Raw genomic sequence first — 22836 nt, 5'->3', positions numbered from 1 at the left:
TATCATGTCCATTTACAAATGCAACACTGTTACATCTAAACATGATGATGTATTGGTTTTTTGACAAAACACAAGCAAACTCAAATGCAGATAGCTTGTTGAATAATGATATGGACAGAAGAAAATTTGTAACACATACCACATTAGCCGCTGCAGGGATCCTGGCCTCAGGTAACCTATCGGCCTTTGCTATAAAAAACGACGAAATGCTTATGAATCAAAATCAGAAATACCGTCCACTATCCACATCCGGACTCGGCGGAGTAGCTGCAGGAAATGGTTTTCATGAAAACCCTGACAAGGACGTCAACGAAGCTCTTGCTGCTGCCTGGAACAGTGGTGTCCGTTATTACGATACTTCACCATGGTACGGCCTCGGGTTAAGCGAACGCCGTTTCGGTCATTTCCTGCGCAACCAGAAAAGGGAAGAGTTTACCTTATCTACAAAAGTTGGCAGGGTGCTTACAGGCGATAAAGACTTTGAGCTTAAAGATGGCCTGTGGAAAGGAAAGCTAAATTTTAAATACCATTATGATTACTCCGCTGCCGGTATACGCCGCAGCATTGAAGATAGTCTCCAGCGTCTGGGTCTGCCCTACCTCGATATTGTTTATATCCATGATATCTCACCTGATAATGGGGATATGAAAGAAAACTGGGTAAAGTATTTTGATGAAGCCCTGAAGGGAGCGATGCCGGAATTGACAAAGATGCGCAAGGAAGGAATAATCAAGGCTTGGGGAATGGGTGTAAATACGATTGAACCTGCTGTGAAAGCCATAGAACAGGCTGATCCGGATATTATTTTGTCAGCCACTCAATACTCGCTCATCAAACATGAAGATGCGCTGAATAAACTGTTCCCTGTATGTGAAAAAAGCGGTGTTTCTGTAGTTGTAGGTGCAGCATTGAATGCCGGTTTCCTCGCAGGAGTAGACCGCTATGATTACTCGGGGAAATTCCCTGAGGGTGTAAAAGAAAAACTTGCGAAATTAACCGCTATCGCGAAAAAGCACAATACGGATCTGCGTACTGCGGCTTTACAGTTTTCTGCGGCACCAAAGTTTGTTTCTGCAGTGATTCCCGGAGCATGGAATGCAGGCCAGGCGACAGCAAATGCGGAGTCCTTCTCAGCTGTTATCCCTGCCGCCTTCTGGGATGATCTGAAAAGCCAGAAGCTGATTGCTGCAAATGCACCAACGCCTGTAAAGAAATAAAAAACATGATGAACTTGCTGAATGTAGAAATTAATTAGCAGATACTCCCTAATAAAACTATCTTGCTATACCCTAGTCTACAAACCAAATGAAACAGACACTTCTCGTATTTTCACTGCTCTTCAGCATATTCACTGCCAGATCTCAGGATTTCATCATTACAAAATATGATATCAAACCCGATAGCACAAAACTGAATACCGTAGCGATTCAGCGCGTGATTGATCAGGCGGCAGCGCAGGGCGGCGGCACCATTGTGATCCCCAGAGGAACATTCCTGTCCGGCGCCCTGTTCTTCAAACCCAAAACAAAGCTGAAGTTACTGGAAGGTGCGGTGCTCAAAGGTTCAGATGATATCAAAGATTACCCCCTCCTGCCTTCCCGTATGGAGGGGCAAAACCTGGATTATTATGCAGCACTGGTGAATGCGTATAAGGTCGATGAGTTCAGCATCACCGGCCCGGGATCTATCAACGGCAACGGACTCAAATTCTGGAAAGCCTTCTGGGCAAACAGAGAAGCAAAAGCAAAGCTGAAGCAGCCCAGCACCAACCTCGAAGTGCACCGTCCGCGACTGGTATTTATCTGGGGCTGCAATGATGTGGTCATCAGAGATGTTAAAATGCACAATTCCGGGTTCTGGACTACCCACTTGTACCAGTGCCGCAATGTGCTGATGGAAAACTGCGATATCCGCTCCCCTTTCAGACCTGTCAAAGCACCAAGTACAGATGGTGTAGACATCGATGTATGCAGCAAAGTGACCATCCGCAATTGCTACATCTCTGTAAATGACGATGCTGTATGTATTAAAGGCGGAAAAGGACCTACAGCACAGCAGCTGCCGGGAAATGGTATCGTAGAAGATATCCTGGTGGAGAACTGCAGCTTCGGACCTTCACATTCTACTTTAACGCTGGGCAGCGAAAGCATCCATGCCCGCAACATCACCATCAGGAATTGTAAAGTAGCAAATACCTGCCCTATCCTGCGTTTAAAAATGAGACCTGATACCTACCAGCTTTTTGAAAACATCACCGTCGACAATATCACGGGAAGCTGTGGATCTGTGATTCTCATCAATCCCTGGAAACAATTCTTTGACCTCAAAGGCAGCACGGAAAAACCTTTCGGCACCATCAAAAACATCACTATTTCCAACGTCAATGTAAAGGCCGAGAGTTTCGGTACCATTGAGGGCAATCCAAACGATACCCTCTCCAATTTTGTGTTCAAAAACGTCACTGTCACTACAAAATCCCCGGTCCTCCAGAACAAGTACAAAGACGTAAAAGTGGAGAATGTAACTGTAAACGGTTCGCCACTGAGAATGAATTAAACTATAAACGTTTGATAAAAGGCAGTACCGAAACCGAGAAACTGATATAGGGAACGCTCCCTGCCTGGCTGCGGTAAAAATAGGTGTTCGGCTGCGCATCATGGTCGAACATCCGTGATGCCGTAGTCGTATATAACCCTCCGTTCACACCCAGGATCACCTTTTTGGTCAGCAGGTATTCAAAAGTTGCACCACTGCGGATCTCCACATTGGTATATATAGAATTCTGCGGCAGCGGCGGATGGTCTACGTCAAAGAACAACAGGGTTCCACCCAGTTCACTGCCCAGGGATGCGGAACTGCGCTTCGACAGTTGCTTCCTCAGGATCACCCTCGAAGGAAGATCCACAAACAGATCCAGGTCAGATTCTTTAAACTTACGCCAGTAACTCACTACAGGGACTACCGGAGAGACCGAGGATGGATCCAGAATCACCGCCAGTCCTACAGTCAGTGATGAAAACTGGCTCCTGCGCAGCGGCACGGTCACCGTACCGATATAGTTGACCCGTTTTACCGAAGACAACTCATCCGAGATCCCTGAAATACCACCAGAATACATCACAAGATGGTTGAAAATGGAGTCGGACCGGCTGAAAGTTGCCGTGAAACTGCCGGTCGACTTCGTAATATCTCTGTTCTGCTCCGAAAACCCGGGATTATAACTCCTGATCTCCGTGGTCTGTAAACGCTGTTGCTGATAGCCTACTGTTCCGGTGATCCTGTTTTTCCCCCACTGCGCCAGCGGCAGGTTAAAATTCGTCCTGATCCTGGTAATCTTCATCTTACCCTCATAGAGGTCATTGCCATTCAATTTTGAATGCACACTGGCATTGCCGATGATATCCGTGCTAAAAGATCCCTGTCGCAGCAGCGGGTACAGCTGCGCATAATTGGACAACGCTTCAAAGGTCAATGAATCTTTCATCCGCTGCACAGCTGCCTGTTTAGCATCAGCAGTAACGGTAGTTTGCGCGATGGTATTGGAGATAAATGCGTTAATCAGTATAGCTATAAAAAGATATTTCATGTATCGGATATTAAATTAATGATGTGCTTCAATGAGCAAAGGCTTCGTCTCTTTTTTCTTTTTAAACTTGATGATCATATGATCGATGATCAGGTACATCGATGGTACTACAAACAGCGTCAGGATCATGGAGCTGGTAAGGCCACCAATAATTACCCAGGCCATACCGTTCTTGATCTCTGCTCCTGAACCACTGGCCAGGGCAATAGGCAGCATCCCGAGGATCATCGCCAGCGTAGTCATCAGAATCGGCCGCAACCTCTCCTTCCCTGCTTCTATCAGCGCATCCTCCACAGCATGTCCTTCAGCTTTCAGCTGATTCGTAAAATCCACAATCAGGATCGCATTTTTGGAAACCAGCCCCAGCAACATGATCATCCCGATGATGGAGAAGATATTGAGTGTCTGCATCGTCAGCGCCAGTGCCAGTAAGGCCCCCACCAGGGCTACAGGAATTGAAAACAGCACGACAAAAGGATAGATGGCATTTTCATACAGCGCCACCATAATCAGGTACACCAGCACAATCGCCACCAGCAGGGCAAAACCAAGGCTGCCAAAAGCATCACCCTGATTTTTGAGGTCTCCGAGATATTCAACCGTCACCCCCGCCGGCAACTTCACACCTTTTACTTTTTCCTGGATATCCTTACCCACCGAGCCCGAAGGTCGTCCCGCAACATTGGCCTTCACCGTGATAGAGCCCAGGCGATCGCTGCGCTCCAGCACACTTTCTCCAAGTCCTTCGGTCACTTCCGCAAACTGGCTCAGCACGAAAGTCTGCCCGTCGTTATTGCTGAATGACAGATTCCGCACATTGTTGATATCTGAACGGTCATACCTGTCAAAGCCGATCAGGATGTCATATTCATTCCCTGCCTGCTTGAACTTACTTTTATCATTTCCGCTAAAGGCATTCTGAAGGGCGGAGCCCACCTGGCTGGCATCAATCCCCAGCAGCGTCATTTTCTCCCTGTTCAGCGTCACTTCCACCTGCTGCTTCTGATTCTTTACCGAGAGCTCCACAAAGCGGGTTCCCGGTACTGTAGCCACAATTTTTTTATACTCCTCTGCCACCGTACGCACCTCTTTCAGGTCGATCCCCTTGATGGCGATCTGTATCGGCGCCTGGTTGGCACCCCCGGTAATGGAAGTTGGCGAGGCCGTAATTTTCACCCCCGGAATCACCTTGCTCAGCTTCTTCTGCAGCTGTACCCCAAACTCTTCTGCAGTGATATCCCTTTTCTTTTTATCCACCATACTGATGGTCAGCTCAGCGAGGTTACTGTTATTGGTAGTACCTGCAACACTTCCGCTCACAAAACCCACGCTGGAAAACACTTTGGTTACCTCTGGTTGATCCATGATCATCTTTTCTGCCTGCTGCGTCACCATATTCGTCTGGTATAAGGATGCCGAGGGTGCCAGCTCCAGGTTAATCAGCAACTCCCCCTGATCCGCTGTCGGAATAAATGCCGCGCCTACAAAGCCAAAGGGAATCAGCGCGATACTGCCGAGAATCAACACGATCACGCCCGACAACAGCCATCTTTTTTTATGAATCAGGATCTTCAGCAGCTTTCCGTAATCTTCTTTCAGGTTATCCAGGAAGCGTTCAAAGCCCAGGTTGAGTTTTCCCCATAAGCTTTTTTCGTTCAGCTCCTCGATCTTGCCAAATCGGCTTGCCAGCATCGGTGTTACCGTGAAGGATACAAATAGACTCATCAGCGTGGAGAACACCACCACCAGCGAGAACTCCTGCAGCAGTGAGCCAATGATGCCTCCCGAAAAGGCAATCGGCAGGAACACCACCACGTCTACCAGTGTAATGGCCAGAGCGGTAAAACCGATTTCACTCCTCCCCTCCAGCGCTGCTTTCTCTTTGTCAGAACCCATTTCCAGGTGCCGATAGATGTTCTCCAGTACTACGATCGAGTCATCCACCAGAATACCTACTACCAGTGACATCGCCATCAACGTCATCAGGTTGAGTGAAAACCCGAAGAAGTACATCGCTATAAACGTTGGGATAATGGATGAAGGCAGGGCTACGAGTACAAACATTGAGCTCCTGAAACTGTGCAGAAAAGCCAGCATCACGATACCCACAATCACTACCGCCAGCCCCAGATCTTCCATTACGCCGTCGGCCGACTTCAGTGTATAGATACTCTGATCCGAGGATACACTAAACTTCAGATTGGTGGATTTATACTGGTTTTCAATGCTGGCGAACTTCAGCTTCACCTGCTCGCTCACCTCTACTGCGTTGGCATCACTCTGTTTGATGATCTGCACGCCGATAGATGGGATACCATTGATATGGTTAATGGCCGTGGTCTTCGCCGTAGCATCTACCACCTCTGCAATATCCTTCAGGTATACACTCCCTGCTCCGGGGCGCTGCTGTACGATCAGTCCGCGGATCTGGTTTACAGAAGTGACGTTTGCATCAAAGCGGATAGACATCTGCTGGTCGCGCGTCTCGATACTTCCTGCGGGGAACGACTGATTGGCTTTACTCAGCGCATCTGTCACCTGCCCTATGCCCAGCCCGTATGCATTTAGCTTATCCTGATCGATATTCACCTGGATCTCCCTTTCGTCGCCCCCAATGATATTTACCTGGCCCACGCCCTGCACATTTTGCAGCACAGGCAGCAGCTGCTTGTCCACGAAATCGTAGAGATCCCGCGGCGACATCTTCGAGGTTACCCCGGCTTTCAGGATCGGAGCATCCTCCAGGTTAATCTTGTTTACCACCGGCTTATCGATATCATCCGGTAGTTCGTTCTGTGCCTGATCGGCCTTGCGCTGAATATCACGCTCCGCCTGGTCGATGTCACTACCGCTCTTCAGCGCGATGACCACACTCGATATGCCCTCCTGTGAGGTGGAACTGATCTTGTCCAGTCCTTCCACCGAGGAAAAAGCATCTTCCAGTTTCTTGGTGACAGAGGTTTCTACCTCCGCTGCCGCTGCCCCGGGATAAACCGTACTGACAGACACCGTAGGTACCTCCAGCTTGGGCAGCAGGTTGTAGTTTAAGCTAAAGTATGAACGTGCACCGAAGATAAACAGCACCGTGAAAATAACAATGATTAGTAAGGGCCGCCTGACGGCTATTTCTGTAATTGACATGTTTTGCTTGTTTTATTTGGAAACACTTACCCTGGAACCTTCTTTTAAGTTGATCTGACCCGAGGTCACCACCACTTCACCAGCTTTGAGGCCGCTCATCACCTGGATCAGGTTGTTCAGTTCCATACCCGTTTTAATGGGTTTCTGGTGTACTACATTATTTTCAACCACGTAGACGCTTGCATCCTTGATACTTTCCGTCAGTGCTTCCCTCGGGATCAGCAGGATATTCTGTTGCGTTTTTCGCGAAAAATCAGCATAGACGAAAGTCCCCGAGCGCAGCAGTGCCTTCTCGTTGTTGTCGGCCAGGATTTCCACTTTGTAGTTATGCGTTTCATCTGCCTGCGGACTGATAAAGGTGATTTTACCGTTGAAAACCTGACCGGGATATACATCCGTCGTGATCTTCACCTGCTGCCCCTGTGTGGCCTGATACACTTCTGCCTCAGTCAGGTTCAGCTGTACTTTCACCTGTGATAAGTTCACAATCGTGGCAATCTCCGCCCCTGCATTGGCAAATACCCCCTGTTCCAGAAGTTTCTTCGCCACGGTGCCACTGGTCGGTGCTTTCACCAGTGCATCAGCAATCTGCTTTTTCACCTGGCTCACCTGGTTGCTGGCATCGAGATAGTTCTGGCGGATCTCATTCACCTTCTCCTGCGTTGCCGCCTCCCCGGCTAAGAGCTCGGTATAATTCTGCAGGTCGCGCTGCAGCTTCGCCGCATTGGTTTCGGCCTTCTGGAGATCCAGCTGCATGAGACGGGTGTCCATCACTGCCAGCACCTGTCCCTCAGTAACATGGTCGCCCAGTTCAAATCTCAGCTGCTTGATCGTCCCTCCAACGGTCGTCAGCACACTGGCCTCTTTGAAAGGCGCCAGGCTCCCGGTTTTTATCAGGTTAATTTCTTTCAGCTCCTCCTTCACGGCGGCCACCTTAACAGGGATGTTCACTACAGAATCCTGCGTAGGTGCTTCCTTTTCATTTAAAGTTTTTTTATTGGATACCAGCCTGACAATAATCAGGACAACGATGATAACGGCGATAATTCCTATGATGTGTTTACGTTTCATTTAGAGAGAAGTATAAAATGTTTTTAAACTGCCAGAAGCTTTTTGCAGGTCCAGTTTGGCCTGGTAAAAACTAAAGAGTGAATTGAGATAATTATTTTGTGATTCCTTGATGGAGTTTTGTGCCGTCAGCCATTCGGTCAGATCCGTCACCCCCTTCCTGTACTGCAGGTCGGTAGTTTTAAACACAGATTCTGCCAGCTCAATATTACGGGTGTCACTTTCCAGGTTACTTTGTGCCTTGGTCAGCTTCGTCTTTGCATTCTGGTATTCCAGTTCATATTTTCCTTCATCAAGCTTCAGGTTCTCTGCAGCATTCAGACTTTTATACCTGGCCTGCTTATACTGGGCATTCCTCCTGTAGAAATCAAATAAGGGAATACTCAGCTTGATACCCACCGCAGAGAAGGGGCTCAGCTCATTGAAAGCAGGGCCTAAAGTATTTCCAAAGCCCACAGCACCATAGCGGGCATAAGCCGTCAGCTTGGGCATTGCCCCTGCCCTGATGCGTTTTTCATCAATCGTTAACAGACTCGCATTGATCTGCGACAACTGGTAATCTACGCGGTTCGTCACCACCAGCGGAGCAGCATCGGCAGATTCGGTAATCCTTGCCAGCACGTCCTGCTGCGATACACTGTCTACCGGCAAATCCGAATTTATAGGATATCCCATTTCATATTTCAGCTGGTTTTGCGACAGCGTAAGGTTGCTTTCAGCAATACGGATCTGCGACAAGGCATTGTTATAATCTACCGTCACTTTATCGAGGTCTTTGCGCAGGGTAACGCCTTTCTCTACCTGCAGCTTTGAGATATTCACCTGCTCGCGGTAGGTGCCCATGTTTTCTTTCAGCAAGCGTAACTGCTCACGGTAAACATAGATCTGGTAGTAGGCATTGCCGATGTTGTAAATGATGGTTTCCTCGCTCTTCCTGATATTGACTTCTGCCTGCTGCTTGTTGTATTTGCTGGCTTTGAGACCTGTTAAGAGCGACTGGTCATAGATGGTCTGGTCCAGCTGGGCTGTGGCATTGCTGTTGTATTTCTGGCTAAAGGCCACCCTGATGGGATCGGGACCAAATACACCGCCGGGAATGACTGACTCCTGTACCTTGAGGTTGTTGTCGAGCGACCCTGAGACGGTTACCTTGGGCAGATAATCTGCGAGGGCTTCCCTTGCCTGTGCGTCGGCAGCACGTTTTTCGTTCTCGTAAACTACGCTATTGCGGTTATTCTTCAGGCCATACTCGATGCAGGCTTTTAAATTCCAGCTCTCCTGGGAAAACAGCTGGAAGGGAAGAAAACAGATAAAGGCGATTGCTATATTTTTTTTCATCGCCCCAAACTTAGCCCCGCAGAGCTATCAGTGCTGAAGTTTGATAATGAAATGGACAAAATCAGGAATGAAATGGACAGACCCGGATGTTTTTAATCCTGTTTAGCAGATCAGCAGCAATCTTTTCTGTCCGGCTTTCTCCTGTGGTGCCCGATGCAGACATGGAGGAACCTGACTTTCAGGATGATCCACAGCGAGCCTCCAGAGCTGTCCCAGTCCCAGGTTGATGATGCCGGCAGCGGCATGCGCCTGATAGTGCAGATCAAAGAAATGTTCCCTGAGGAATGCATCAAAGCCTTCCTCTGGTCCATGGTAGAGTTTTCTCAGTTCAGCACGTATCTCAGGGATGAGTATCTTCTGTGTGCCCTGTGCATTGGGCAGGATATCACTGGAGGCACCATAATATGTACATAAAAAGGTGTCTGTTGGTATGGGCGAGCGGTCTACATGAAAGGAATATACATCCGTAGGGAAAAAGGGGTAGCTGTCATCGCGGTCGTAACTGCTGATAACGTTGAGGATTGGCGATGCTCCATGTTCTTCAAGAAGCTTCAGGTCATTCAGGAGAATTTCGCGTGCAATCTGTCCTTCTTCGGTCAACTCAAGCTCAGCCAGCTCTTCCTCATCGATGGTTGTCATGTTTTCGCTCAGCTCCACTTTATCGACGATCTCAGCAAAGTCGCCCTGAAGATTGCGGTCCCAGCAAATGGCGTTTATTTCTCCGCTATATGGAGTGGTGATTAAATCATGGAAGTTAGTGACGATGTGAGTTTGATGTCCGGCCTGAGATAAATCTGTCATGGGAACAAAGATAAGATCATTTCGAAATCAAAGGTAGCTTGTAAAGCTCTGCGTCCAAAGTGCACAATTGAAAATAAAGGATCTACTTCAACAATTTCAATTTCTTTTCAATATACCAAATCACTACTCCGCAAAAGGGCTTATAACCTTTAGCAGTGGGCGTTGACCAATCAGTCAACATCTTATTTAGCTCTTTGGCACTAAATTTTTTTTGCGATAGAACTTTTTGAACACCTTCTATAACCTTCGCTCTTGTTTCCTTTAAACGAGCATTGTTCAAACAGAGCACGTTATTGATGTCTGTGTCCCAGGAAGGAGTACTGGATTTGATAGTACCATCTTTCGTGCTGTATGCAATACTTTTCTGCACCGCTGTGTTGAAAGGAGAAAATGTAAGGTCTTCATGGGCTTTTGATTTATCACAATGTGCAGATCCATCAATACTTCCCGGGCAGCAAACTACCATGTTGTTGTAGTCCCGATCAAGAGCTGGATGCCTATGTCTACTTTTAAGGTGCTCAATCTTTGATGATTCAGTGATTCCCGCATCCTTAACCGGAATACGGCGCATGCAATAGGCACATATATTTTTCTGTTCTTCCAGGAGCGCATCTCTGAGTGCCGGGATGGGTTCATATTTTGTAAACCCTGGAGTGGCTTTTTTCTCGCTCCATTCAATAGGTTCGACACCTTTATTGATCCAGATCATTGTCGTCACTAAAGAAGTTTAACATTGTTTCTGCTTTAGACAACTCAGGCAGGCGATCACCAAAATCTTCACGCATTTCATTTAAAATCACCACTGCATTTTTAAATTCATTGTTGTCAATAAAGGCAAAAAGTTCATTGAGCTTCCTATCAACATCCTTATTCCTTGGTACCGTTTTCAAAGCTACTTGCATAATTGTAGAGGCATCAAGTCCGTACAAATCGATTTCGCTGGCTTTATAGTCTTCCTCTTTATGGTATGTTAGTTTATAGACGATGTTATTTTCATCATCCGGCACTCCAGACATCACTAAGGGTGCATGCGTAGTAGCTATCAGCTGAATCAGGGGAAAAGCTTTCTGAAAGCCTTGTATCACTAAAGCTTGCAGAGATGGATGGAGATGCAGATCAATCTCGTCAATCAGCACAGTTCCTCTGCTTTTGTAACACGCCTCTTTTCCGAAAATTCCTTGATTGAGGATCATACACCTGAAGGCAACATCCAATACAATATTTACAAGTCTTCTATATCCATCAGAAAGCCCGTCAACATTAATTTCCCGACTATCTTTGAAAATGAAATAAACTTCTCCCTGATTTGGTCGGATTGATATATCGCTGAAAATATTACAGCCATCCGGTCCTAGTGCATCTAAAACAGCTTTCGTCACCCCCTCAATTTCTACCTGTCCGCGGTCCGCCTCTTTTAGCACCAACAAACGTTTGGTCCAAAGATTTAAAAATCCGTCTCCCTGTAAACATTCATAGTATCCGAAAGAGGGTTTCTGGGCATAGGTTGTAAATTTCTTTGATGATATTCCACGGGTGATATGTATATCTTTTGTAGAAAAACTGCCGAAAACAGGTAGTGAAATGACTTGCTGGTCCTCTGTGTCAAACATGGAATGGTAGCGCGTCTTCGCATATTTATAAATGGGATCCAGTGGCTTTTGTAAGGTGCGGCTTTTCTTGGAGTTCAATTGTAAGGAAGCTTCAAGGCCTAAGAATTTGAAATCTACATTGATTGGTCTTTCATTTGTAATCCCGAAATCGTTTTCCGTTATGGTGAAATCAGCTTTGGAAAGTCCAGAGAAAACCGTATTTTCATCACTAAAGCCTATGAAAAACGAATTTAAAACCGATTTCAATGCCTGAATAATGGTTGATTTTCCACTAGAGTTATCTCCGATAAACAAATTCACCTGATTCTTAAATCTAAGATCCAAGTGTTTAAAACATCTGTAGTTTATTAATTGAAGTTTTTCCATTATCATATATAGATAACTCAAATTCCACATTAAGTTTGAGATAACCTATCTGCAATCAAATGTAATAACAATTGCCTACTATGCAAAGCTAGGGTGCACAACATGCAGCAGAAAAACTATCCTTTCCCGCTCTGAATTGTAATGATTCGTTATTCCTTCGTACTTCGTTAGAAGTTACTTTTGCCGTTCTCAAGACATTATTTGCAAGTTAATTATTCGTCCGGTATTCATCCATTTTTCAAAGAATGTAATCTAGCTTTGGACATGTCTTATTGATTAGCTGACCATCAAAGTTTGGGTCAAAATCACACTATGCACTAAGCTGTCTTGTTTGCTTGTGAAGCTCTGCTTCCAAAGCCAGGGCTTCAATTTTCTGGAGACTAAGTTTTTCTGCTATTTCAAAAAACGCCGAGACCTGCTGAGATAATTTCTCGGCCGAGGCTTGATCCACCTGAAAGTTATCCCAATAGCGTGCCCCAGCATAACTTCTGACCATCAGGTCGAATAAAATCCTGCCCTCTCCGCTTTCACCCAGAAAGAATTTAGACAAGCCGGGAGAAAAACTATCACACAAACTGAGCAACCTGTAGAGGTTATGCATGTCAGATTTATAGGAAAGATAAACCCTGATCATGCCACTGCAGGATTGTTCAACAACCTGATGTAACATAAAGAGGCACAGTGAATACTTAGCAGTCCGCAAATACCCAAAAGCACCTTCCAGGAATCCTTTAGCCAAATCAAAGCATCGCTGATGATGTTTCATAGCTTTGTCTGCCGCCCTCGTAGGTATATATGCAGACACCTGGAAGGATGTGATCGTTTGATCATGACTGTACATTAGCTTTCCACCATTGGTTATCGTGATGAAAAACCTGTCGTTAGCCTTGATTGCGGCTGTTACAGTTTCCTTTCCATGTACCAGAATAGTAATCGAGCCATATTGAAAATGGGTGTTCACATAATCCTGCACAGGATGTTCAATTCTACTTTCATTTTCCATAACCATAAGTAAATAGTACCTGCAATTTTCACAATCAGAATGATTTACAAAACATCCTGCTGTACTGCTGGATTCAGTTAATTCTCCAAAACAATAGATGTACAAAGGTTTGTACCTGTCTGCCAATACTTTTATAAATGCGCTGAATTGTTCTTTTCTTTCTTTAACTGTGGTCATTCTGATTAGGTTTATTGATAAAAAAAACTCAATAGAACCGTGTACAAGAATGAAGAAAGGAACTTTGAATACAGGTCCGGCAGCAGTTCTTGTAGCTCAAACTTACCCGGTGAAAGCGGGGAATAGCGTTAACTATTCAGAACACTACAATAAGCTGCGCCGGACCTATATTTTGCAAATATAGGCAGCCCGATGCGCTACTTACTCCTCGTGTTCTTAATTTTTCACATTAGTTTGAACGAGGTCCTTAAATAGAACACCTCAAAATTTTAGAGATGTTGTAAAATTTATATATTATTTAATATTTCTCATGTTTAATTTTGTTTTACACAACAAATGTAACACTAAAGATTTAATTAAACAATAAAGAAATTTTTAAATATTACTGGGACTGTCCTGCTGAAGGATCTGAACTATTAAAATCGACTGACCTTTGGTAAAATTCGTTAAAATCCCACAGCAAAATCATAGACGGAAAAGATGTCAGTCAAAATCGTTACGGAATTTCGATCAAAAAATTCAATCGCTAATTCGATTTAAACAACATTAACAACACACAACACTAATAGTCAGATAATTAAGCAGATTTAAACAGAGCAAAAAAACCTAAAAAGGCATAAAATTTGATGCTTTGCAACCAAAAAAAGTGACGGTCAATCCCAATTTTGACCATAATTCACTTCCAAATATGAAAGGCATTGTACGATTGCTAATATTTTTTTTTCTATTCCCAATATTTTCGCTTGCACAAAGCACAGGTTATATAAAAGGGATTGTAATCGATACTGCGAGCAACATCAGGTTGAATGATGCATCAGTAATCATTTTAAGAGCAAAAGATTCAATAATGATCAATTTTGATCGCACAAACGATAAGGGGCAATTTGAGTTCAATAGCCTTCGCTTTGAAAAGATGATTTTATTAGTCAGTTACCCAGGTTATGCGAGATACACAGAACCGTTCTATTTAGATTCCAACAGAACAACTTTAGATGATAAACATATCAAGTTAATACTTAAGGCAGATTTATTGAAGGAAGTAGTAATAAAAGGAAAACTTTCAGGGATCAAAATTAATGGGGACACAACCGAATATAATGCCGCTGCGTATAAAATAAAACCTAATTCAAAGGTTGAAGATTTATTAAAGCAACTGCCCGGAATACAAATAGATAATAAAGGTAAAATCACGGCACAGGGGGCAACTGTACAAAAAGTATTACTTGATGGTGCGGAGTTTTTTGGAGATGATCCTACCCTGGTTACACAAAATATTCGTGGTGATATGGTCGATAAAGTTCAATTATTCGACAAGAAAAGCGATCAGGCAGCATTCACCGGAATAGATGATGGTCAAAAAATTAAAGCCATTAACATTAAACTGAAAGAAGATAAAAAGAATGGATCTTTTGGAAAGATAGATATTGGAGGTGCTGATAAAGGATATTACAAGGGGCAGGCAATGTTTAATTTGTTTAGTGGAAAAACAAGGTTAGCAGCTTATGGAACAATGGCAAATACTGGAAAAATCGGTCTTGGCGGTGAAGACAATCAAACCTATGGAAGTCCCCAGGGAGTAACTTTCGTCGATGAGAGTATGCCTTATCTTCAAGCAGGAAATAGTGAACTTGATACCTATAACGGGAAATACAATAATCAAGGGATTCCTCTGGCCAGAAATGGTGGAACACATTTTGAAACGAAATGGAATCATAACAAAGAATCAATTAATTTAAATTACAGACTAGGTTCTCTCCATGTCAAAGGAACTAAAAGTAACCAAAATCAGAATAATCTGCCAAGCGGAATTATCAATTCCAATTCTGATCAATCTTTCGATAATTTTCTATTCAGACAAAAAATAGATGCCACTTATCAATTTGATTTAGACTCATTGTCAAATTTGAAAATTAGGGTGGACGGTACAATCAAACATAATCAAGTACAAAGTGATTACCTAACAAGGAGTTTAGAAAACAATTCCTTACTGAATACAGGGGAGAGAGATATATCTAATAAAGGGGATGACAAATTATACAACGCCCAACTATTTTATTCAAAGAGGTTCAAAAAAATTGGGCGGACACTTTCCCTAGATTTCACTGAATCATCTCTTATGTCAGAAACTAAAGGATACTTGAAGGCAGATAATAGATTTTACAATTCTCTGGTATTGGATAGTGCAGTTAGTACTGACCAATATAAACTTAGCCTGATTAAATCAAACATTGTAAAATCAAATGTGATTTATACAGAAGCTATCAGCAGAAAAGTATCCCTGAGCTTAAACTACGGGCTATTGATAAATAATAGCAGTGCTAACCGACAATCTTACAACAGATCACCAGATGAGGGAAGATATACCATTTTAGACACATTGAATAGTAACAATTATGAACTTAACCAAATATCAAATCAAGCTGGTACAGTTTTCAATTTAAAGGGTGAGAAGTCTTTTTTCAATGTCGGAACTAAAGTGACAGTGATAAATTTCGATCAGAAAAATGTTATAAATCAAAATAGCCTTAGAAGAACATTTACCAACTGGTCACCACAAGCAAGATTTTCTTATAATCCTACCCAGCAAAAGCGCATGATACTGGGTTACTATGGTTACAATATCCAGCCAACAATTAATCAAATACAACCAATTGTAAATAATACCGATCCACTGAATATTACATTGGGAAATCCGAACTTAAAGCCCTCATTTCACAATTATTTTAACATCGATTATAATTCCCTGAAAATATTAAATGGCCAGGGATTCTACTTTAGAGCAGAATACAGCTTTATTACCAACGCTATCGTAAATTATATTGTAACTGACGTTACAGGTAAAAATACACTTCGATCAATTAATTTGGTCAATAAACAGCCTCACAATATCTTTTTGAATACTACATTTTCCCGTAAAATTAATACGATAGATATGAATACCGGCATAACGTTTGGGTTAAATTCAAATAAGCTCTACAGCTATGTCAATAATGTTTTGAATAAAACAAAAGGCTCCTCCTACTCTTGCGATTTTTTTCTTTCAAAATTCAATGATGATAAAATTGGGGGAATTATTAGTTTTGGCCCCACCTTTAACAAAAGTGAATCGTCATTACAACCATTGATCAATGATAATGGATGGGGATTAAAGGGCAATTCGCAAATCTACATTGACTTGCCTTTCAAATTGGGAGCAAGTTCCGAAGCTACCTATCAATATAGAAGCAGTACCAGATCATTTAATGACACTTTTCATCGCTTGATAGTAAATACTGCTTTAAGCAAAAGATTTTTCAAATCGGAATCCCTCAAACTTGTAATATCTATAGATGATCTGCTAAATCAGAATATCGGATTCAGCAGAAATGTCACAGGAAACATGATCACACAAGAAAGCTTCACCACTATTAAAAGATATTTTATGACATCATTGATCTGGGATTTTAACAAGATGGCTGGAGCAGCTAAAAAGTAAAATATGCATACAAAATCAACCATAGTAATTCTTTTCTTTTTCGGTTTTGCCAGGATAGCAAATGCACAAGACACAAGATTCATGAGGCAAGGTGTAATTGAGTTTGAGCGCAGTATCAATATGTACGCTGTCTTAGATAGAATAGTTAAAAATGATGGCAGCATATCCAGAAGAGAACAATTTGAATCCTACAAAAAGAATCAACCTCAATTCAGGACGCTTTTAAGTTCGCTCAGCTTTTCAAATGGAAAAACTTTGTTTAAGCCCATCTATAATGAACAGCCACGCCTGATGATGTATGAAGATTACCCGGAATTCACTCAAATCAATACTGTTTATACTGACCTGGTTAATCATCAGAGAGTCACACAAAAGAAGGTTTACGATCAACTGTTTTTACTGAAAGATAGTACGAGAACGATCAAATGGAAACTTACCGGAGAAACAAGGGAAATTGCTGGATATGAGTGCCAAAGGGCCAATGCGATTATCATGGATTCAGTATATGTGGTCGCTTTTTATACAGAAAAAATTCCTGTTTCAGGTGGGCCGGAATCCTTTTGTGGTTTACCTGGAATGATTTTAGGAGTGGCGTTACCCCATGATCATGTTACTTGGTTTGCCAAAATCATAATAGACAAATCAATCACTGGTAACGAAGTAACCGAACCAAAAATTGGTAGAGGAATAACTTTCGCTGAACTGATTCCGAAACTTAAATCAGCACTAAAAACTTATGGTAACTATGCGAGCGAAATGCTCAAATCATTTTTATTATAATTTTCCAATAAGTTACAGAACATATTCATCCAGATGGAGACTTGCTACATCTCCACCTTGAGAGATGATAATACTTTGTATTTTAACAGGCAGTTAGGGTTGCGCCACTAACACAGGTACAACTAGAGGTGCAGGGGACACAAACACTGCAATTGGATGTCCCTGTCCAACAACACTTATATGACCCTCCATCACCTCCGCCGCTTGGAGAACCTGGGTCGGAGATAGAACCACCACCCTTGACCTTTTTTAATTCTTTTCGATTTAAGGGATTGCCCATAATAATCTCATGCTTTTTCATATTTATATTTTAAGGTCAAAAATCTATCACATCATGCACGATAGTTTATGCTTATAATCTAAGTTTTTCTTCTTAAATTTAAAAAATCGATTTATAGTGGCAAAGGCCACCTTACCCGCTCTGAACTGTAACCTCTTTGTATTCCTTCGTACTTCGTTCGAGGTTCGTTAAGGGTTAAACTATCCCTCAACTATACTCAAACTATAGCCAGGCTATACCATGTTTACCCCATCTTTACCAGAACTTTACGCCATCCCCACCCCAACTTTACCCCTTAAGTAAAGTTGGGGTAAAGTTGGGGTCTACATAGGGTAAACATGGTATAGTACGAGTATAGCTCAACCTTAGTTAAACCATAGTTTAACCCATAACATAGCCCGAACAAAGTACGAACAATAACAAAAGAGCAGTAAAGGAGATATAGAATTACATGTTACAACAACATCGTCTTCCTGTGAAACATTATTTTTCAAAAATACCATACTAATTTACAAAACAATCCTTACCTTTGAAAGTATTTTAAGTTTGTCATAATTGTACCCGGATTTGAATACCTGAAACCACTACATTGTAGCCCCTGCTTTGCTCTGAGTATTTTGATTCTTAGAATACCAACGGTTTAATTTTTAACTTAAATTTATCTATTTATGGCACGTGTCGTAAGCGGCCCTTATCTGGGCTATTCAGGTACAGTTGATGGTATGACGTATTACCAGATCAATGGTATTACCTATGTAAAAAAGAAAAACAAAAAGAGCACTAAACCCAGGACAGAGAACCAGGAGGCACAAAATGTAACACTAACAATGATCTCCAAATTTCTGAAACCCTTTGACGATTTTGTGAAGTTCAGTTATCAGCATGTTGCGAAGTCGAAAGGAATGAATCCTCACAACGCAATAGCGAACCATATCTGGGAAAATGCGTTGCAAGGTAGAGACATGAACCGCAGCGTAGATTTGCAGCAGCTGCTGATCACCCAGGGTAATCTGCCCGCTGCAAAAACTCAAAAGGTGGAAATGACAGAGAAAGGTCTGAAATTTACCTGGAGTAACGAAATTGAAGAGGGTAAAAGTCATCACAGTGACCAGGTGGTTTTGCTGGCCTATTTCCCGGAACTTGAAGAAGTGGTGTATAAAATCGGCGGCGCGGAGCGTGGTGTCGGAGAACAATTGCTCCCACTGATTGGCGTAGAACAGGGTTATGAGGCTGAAATCTTTATTTCCTTTGTCACCAATGACCACTCAGATATGGCAAACAGTATTTATCTCGGAAAATTAAACTGGTAATTATGGGAAGGAAATCAAGTAGCTCACCTATTGGTGATTTCGTCGGCAAAGTCGGTCCGGTAGTACTCAGCGAATCTTACGGTGTAGGAACAGTAAGATGTAAACCTGTCAAACGCGGTAAAGAGAAGTCTGAAGAGCAGGAGAAACATACTAAAGCCTTTAAGAGGCTCAACGAGTTTTTGCAGGATGCAATTGATATTATCAACATGGGATATCAGCAAGGTCCAAAGCCCAAAATGAGTGCTTTCAATGCTGCAGTATCCTGGCACTTTTACAATGCGCTGGCCACTGACCAGACGAATGGTATCATTGACTTTGAAAAACTCAGGTTAAGCAACCCGATCAGAAAGACCCAGAAGGCCTGGCAACCATCAATCTCTGCTGAGGATGACTGTGTGATAAACCTGACATGGAAGCTTAATCCTTTGCCAAACAAATATACCCGGCTGGATGACGAGGTTGTGCTCGTGGTAGTTTTCCCTTATCATGGCGAATTCAGATTTGCTACAAGGACAGCCATCAGAAATGATTTAAATATCCGCGCAGAAATACCTTACATCACTAAGGAACAGGATGTTCACTGTTATCTATTCATGCGGTCTGCAGATAAAAAACTGGTCTCAGAGACGCAATACCTTGGCGAAGTACGTGTAAAACCTTAATGATCAGTTTCAGGCTGTCGCACTCTTGCGGCAGCCTTTGAGACTTACTACTGCTCCACCCATTTCAGAAATGGCTGCACCCGGATTTTACTCACAATGATCTTTTCGGGCAGCTCATTTTTGGTAGTAATAAAGAGTTTGCGGTTAAAGTAGTGCTCTATGTTGACGATGAAATCCCGGTTGACGATAAATTTCCTGTTTACCCTGAAAAATTGCTGGGGGTTAAACATCGATTCCAGCTGTTCAATGGTATGCTGCACGGCATAACTGGCAGAACCGGAAGTATAGATGGTAACAGTTCCATTCAGCACATACACTACCTGAATTTCCATCACACGTATAGGGATGATCTTTTCGCGGTAATGCACCAGCAGGTTCTGCTTGTAGCTCGTATCCATCTGCTGGATCACCTTATTCCTGTTTGTCACCTGCTGGGAACTATTGATCAGGTGCTCTTTTAAACGCAGGTATTTTTCTACACTATTGTGCAGCATATCCTCTTCAATAGGTTTTAAGAGATAATCAATACTGTTAGACTCAAATGCCCTGATCGCATATTCATCAAATGCCGTACAGAAAATCACTGAAGCATCCGTTTGCACTTCTTTGAAAATTTCGAAACTCAGACCATCGCTCAGCTGGATATCTGAGAATATCAGTTCAGGAGTGGCATTCGATTGAAGCCACTCTATCGCAGAGGCCACAGAATGTAAAACCGCCTCCACAACAATCTCATTGTCGAGCTGCTCCAGCATCTTTTTCAGCTGCTGGGCTGTCCTGATCTCATCTTCTATAATAATTACTCTCATTTTGGAAGTAAAGGCAAGGTAACACAAAATTTGCCGGCATCAGCAGAAACATCAATCGTAGTTTTTCCCAGCAGCCTGTAGCGCTCGCTGATGTTCTTTAGTCCCAGGCCTGTACCCGAACCTCCTTCCAGCACCTTCTTGGGGCGGTGGTCATTTTCCACCACCAGTGCCGGCGTCTGGTCCGTTCTGATCATGATATGTAAAGGCTGCTGCATCGAGAACATGTTGTGATTGATGGCATTCTCTACCAGCAACTGCAGCGACAGCGGTGGGATCATCAGCTTGAGGTGCTCTTCGGAGATCTCGATCGTCACCTGCAGCGCCTCATCAAAACGCTGGTTCATGATGTACAGGTATGATTTGATAAAAATCAGTTCGTCGCGCAGTGGCGTGAGATAATGTTCATTGAAATTCAGGACATAGCGGTAAACTGCAGCCAGCTGAACGATATAATTTTTGGTGTGGTGATCGGGCGCAATCGCATTGAGTGTGCTGAGGGAGTTAAACAGAAAGTGCGGACTGATCTGCTGCTGCAATGACAACAGCTGGGCCCTCAGGTGCGCCTGCTCCAGGATCTCGTTCTCCAGTTTGGATGTTTGTAGTTCCGAATTGGTATGGATACTGTAAAAAGCACCATAGCAGATGACGTTTAGGATAAAGCCAGCGAAAAACGCGTGCAATATACTTCTGACATTGTTCAGGGGAGTTGCAGGGTCTATGAAATGATTACTTGGCAATACAGAGGCAATAAACCTCCCCAACACCACGATCACTACAATCCCGATCAGGTGGCCGATGATGAACTTCGATAGGCCAGTCAGGAAACTGATATGATGAAGTATAAAAGTCGCATGGATCATCCAGCAGACAGACATATAAAATGTCAGCCTGAGCATGTAATCCAGATATTCCCATATGGTAATATTTACAGTATTGCCCTGTCGCAGGAACAGCGTACTAATGGCAAATATCCCGGACAGAATGAGACACCACTTGATCTGATAGGCTTTGTACATGGTACAAATGTATTCAATTAATCAATGGTGGTTTCCAATTCATTTTGAGCAGAACATATTCGCCAATGAAATGGACAAAATGAACTGCGAAATTCTACAGAAGTAAAAGGCAGACTATTTGTTCAGGTAATAAACTGATACAAATTTAGCCAGATTGCCCTCCCCTTTTTCCGCTTCTTTCTGATCAATGAGCAGTTGCTGTACAGAATACCGACCATTCGGCTTCAGCTGCATAGTGAGTTCATAGGGAGGTTCATCTCCCAGCTTCAGATAGATCACATCTTTTTGAGTTTCCGGATTGAAACGGATGTCTGATGTAAATAGCAGGTTATATTTGAATTTTTCGTCACCATAAGAAAAAGGCTGTCTGATACTAAAAACAATCGGAACCGCTTTACCCTCCGCATCTTTTCTATACAGCTGGATATTACTTTTATTATAGGCTCCGCTGCTTGAATTGCTCAACAGGTCATCGCCTGCATTATTTCTGATCGCCAGATTAAATTCAGGGCTTTCTACAGGAGAGCAGCCGCACAGGCCGCCACCGTCAACATTCATTTTTTTACATCCTACATTAGCAATAAATAATATTACACAAACAAGCATAAATTTTTTCATATGAATTGAGATTTACGTTAATAACGAAGGCTGGCGCAAGACAAGAAAAATAGGTAACTCGTCTGCTAAAACGTAAACAAAACACAATACGCTACAACGATTTAAAAATAAAATTCTTGCATCATAATTCTGATTTAACTTTGCCTTAACCTGCAAAAGATACCTTTACCTGCAGATATGTACACTGTTTCAGATACAGACAGCCAGCTTCTTTTTGCCCTTCGTAAAGGAGACGAAACCGCCTTCAGAATACTGTACGACCGCTATTGGGCAGATATCTACACCATGGTCTACCGCCGGTTACTGGATGAAGATGCCACCAAAGACATCGTCCAGAATATCTTCGTCAACCTCTGGATATCAAGAAAAGAAATTACCATCGAAAGTACCCTGGCACCCTACCTCAACCGTGCAGCAAAAAACAGGGCCATCAGCTTGTACAAACAGAACGAAGCCAGCTTCGCACGTGAAAACTTCTTCCAGGAAGAACAGGTACAACATTCCATCGAAACCAGCCTCGAAGCTACCGAACTGGAAGCCTTTTTTAAGGAAGAAATCGATGGAATGCCAGACACCATGCGCAAAGCTTTTGTGCTCAGCAGGCATGAAGATAAATCTGTCCGCGAGATTGCCACAGAACTCTGCCTGTCTGAACAGACCATCAAAAATAACATTTCCCAGGCACTGGAAAGGCTTCGCAAAAGGATCAAACTCTACTACTCCGACCCTCAGAATCTCACCGTCCTCTTCCTGTTTTTCTTAACAGAACTTTAACTTTTTCATAACACCTTTCAGA

18 protein-coding genes are annotated in these 22836 nt (G+C 43.1%); 7 read left to right on the top strand and 11 right to left on the bottom strand.

The features are described from left to right. The first annotated feature begins 110 nt into the window (after nt 1-110). Both OQY15_RS11685 and OQY15_RS11680 read left to right on the top strand, forming a co-directional pair. Nucleotides 111-1217, top strand: a complete 1107-nt coding sequence (locus OQY15_RS11685; protein ID WP_265791841.1) for an aldo/keto reductase — start codon at nt 111-113, stop codon at nt 1215-1217. 88 nt (nt 1218-1305) lie between these two features. After that, nucleotides 1306-2556 (top strand): glycosyl hydrolase family 28 protein, encoded by a 1251-nt coding sequence (locus OQY15_RS11680; RefSeq protein WP_265791839.1) that lies wholly within the window; start codon nt 1306-1308, stop codon nt 2554-2556. Between the two features lies 1 nt (nt 2557). On the opposite strand, the gene OQY15_RS11675 is transcribed toward OQY15_RS11680, so the two are convergent. The 8 genes from OQY15_RS11675 to OQY15_RS11640 all read right to left on the bottom strand — a co-directional run bounded on the left by OQY15_RS11675 (nt 2558) and on the right by OQY15_RS11640 (nt 12913). Continuing rightward, nucleotides 2558-3586, bottom strand: coding sequence for a hypothetical protein (locus OQY15_RS11675; protein WP_265791832.1), 1029 nt, complete (start codon nt 3584-3586; stop codon nt 2558-2560). Nucleotides 3587-3601: 15 nt separating this feature from the next. Beyond that, on the bottom strand, nt 3602-6727 hold the full coding sequence (locus tag OQY15_RS11670; RefSeq protein WP_265791831.1) for an efflux RND transporter permease subunit: 3126 nt from the start codon (nt 6725-6727) through the stop codon (nt 3602-3604). A 12-nt stretch (nt 6728-6739) separates the two neighbouring features. After that, entirely contained in the window at nt 6740-7798 is a 1059-nt protein-coding gene (locus tag OQY15_RS11665) for an efflux RND transporter periplasmic adaptor subunit (protein ID WP_265791828.1), read from the bottom strand. Next, on the bottom strand, nt 7799-9133 hold the full coding sequence (locus tag OQY15_RS11660) for a TolC family protein (protein ID WP_265791826.1): 1335 nt from the start codon (nt 9131-9133) through the stop codon (nt 7799-7801). A 102-nt stretch (nt 9134-9235) separates the two neighbouring features. After that, nucleotides 9236-9934, bottom strand: a complete 699-nt coding sequence (locus tag OQY15_RS11655) for a DUF1826 domain-containing protein (protein ID WP_265791821.1) — start codon at nt 9932-9934, stop codon at nt 9236-9238. A gap of 82 nt (nt 9935-10016) precedes the next feature. Then, on the bottom strand, nt 10017-10643 hold the full coding sequence (locus tag OQY15_RS11650; RefSeq protein WP_265791814.1) for a hypothetical protein: 627 nt from the start codon (nt 10641-10643) through the stop codon (nt 10017-10019). Then, nucleotides 10627-11910, bottom strand: a complete 1284-nt coding sequence (locus OQY15_RS11645; protein ID WP_265791811.1) for an AAA family ATPase — start codon at nt 11908-11910, stop codon at nt 10627-10629. Before OQY15_RS11645 ends, OQY15_RS11650 begins: the two co-directional genes overlap by 17 nt. Nucleotides 11911-12220: 310 nt before the next feature. Next, nucleotides 12221-12913, bottom strand: coding sequence for a HEPN domain-containing protein (locus OQY15_RS11640; RefSeq protein ID WP_265791809.1), 693 nt, complete (start codon nt 12911-12913; stop codon nt 12221-12223). Between the two features lie 808 nt (nt 12914-13721). On the opposite strand from OQY15_RS11640, the gene OQY15_RS11635 reads away from it, so the two are divergent. The 4 genes from OQY15_RS11635 to OQY15_RS11620 all read left to right on the top strand — a co-directional run bounded on the left by OQY15_RS11635 (nt 13722) and on the right by OQY15_RS11620 (nt 19597). Next, nucleotides 13722-16565, top strand: coding sequence for an outer membrane beta-barrel protein (locus OQY15_RS11635; protein ID WP_265791807.1), 2844 nt, complete (start codon nt 13722-13724; stop codon nt 16563-16565). 3 nt (nt 16566-16568) lie between these two features. Further along, nucleotides 16569-17345 carry a GLPGLI family protein gene (locus OQY15_RS11630; protein WP_265791805.1) on the top strand — a complete coding sequence of 259 codons (777 nt, stop codon included), beginning with the start codon at nt 16569-16571 and terminating at the stop codon, nt 17343-17345. Nucleotides 17346-18293: 948 nt separating this feature from the next. Next, on the top strand, nt 18294-18935 hold the full coding sequence (locus tag OQY15_RS11625) for a DUF6266 family protein (protein ID WP_265791803.1): 642 nt from the start codon (nt 18294-18296) through the stop codon (nt 18933-18935). Between the two features lie 2 nt (nt 18936-18937). Further along, complete coding sequence (locus OQY15_RS11620) at nt 18938-19597, top strand: DUF6266 family protein (protein ID WP_265791801.1); 660 nt, start codon at nt 18938-18940, stop codon at nt 19595-19597. Nucleotides 19598-19644: 47 nt separating this feature from the next. Here OQY15_RS11620 and OQY15_RS11615 read toward each other — a convergent pair whose 3' ends face one another. From OQY15_RS11615 to OQY15_RS11605, 3 genes are all read right to left on the bottom strand, one after another. Next, entirely contained in the window at nt 19645-20406 is a 762-nt protein-coding gene (locus OQY15_RS11615) for a LytTR family DNA-binding domain-containing protein (protein ID WP_265791798.1), read from the bottom strand. Further along, nucleotides 20403-21422, bottom strand: a complete 1020-nt coding sequence (locus tag OQY15_RS11610; RefSeq protein ID WP_265791796.1) for a histidine kinase — start codon at nt 21420-21422, stop codon at nt 20403-20405. The genes OQY15_RS11615 and OQY15_RS11610 overlap by 4 nt, the downstream gene beginning before the upstream one ends. A gap of 114 nt (nt 21423-21536) precedes the next feature. Next, nucleotides 21537-22040, bottom strand: a complete 504-nt coding sequence (locus OQY15_RS11605) for a hypothetical protein (RefSeq protein WP_265791794.1) — start codon at nt 22038-22040, stop codon at nt 21537-21539. Nucleotides 22041-22217: 177 nt separating this feature from the next. Here OQY15_RS11605 and OQY15_RS11600 point away from each other — a divergent pair, with 177 nt between their 5' ends. Further along, on the top strand, nt 22218-22814 hold the full coding sequence (locus OQY15_RS11600; protein WP_265791792.1) for a sigma-70 family RNA polymerase sigma factor: 597 nt from the start codon (nt 22218-22220) through the stop codon (nt 22812-22814). Nucleotides 22815-22836 lie beyond the last annotated feature (22 nt).

This window comes from Pedobacter sp. MC2016-15, assembly GCF_026239695.1.
In the GTDB taxonomy this organism is placed as follows: domain Bacteria; phylum Bacteroidota; class Bacteroidia; order Sphingobacteriales; family Sphingobacteriaceae; genus Pedobacter.
Note: the sequence above shows the minus strand (reverse complement) of the source record. Positions and strands in the feature narration are given on the sequence as shown.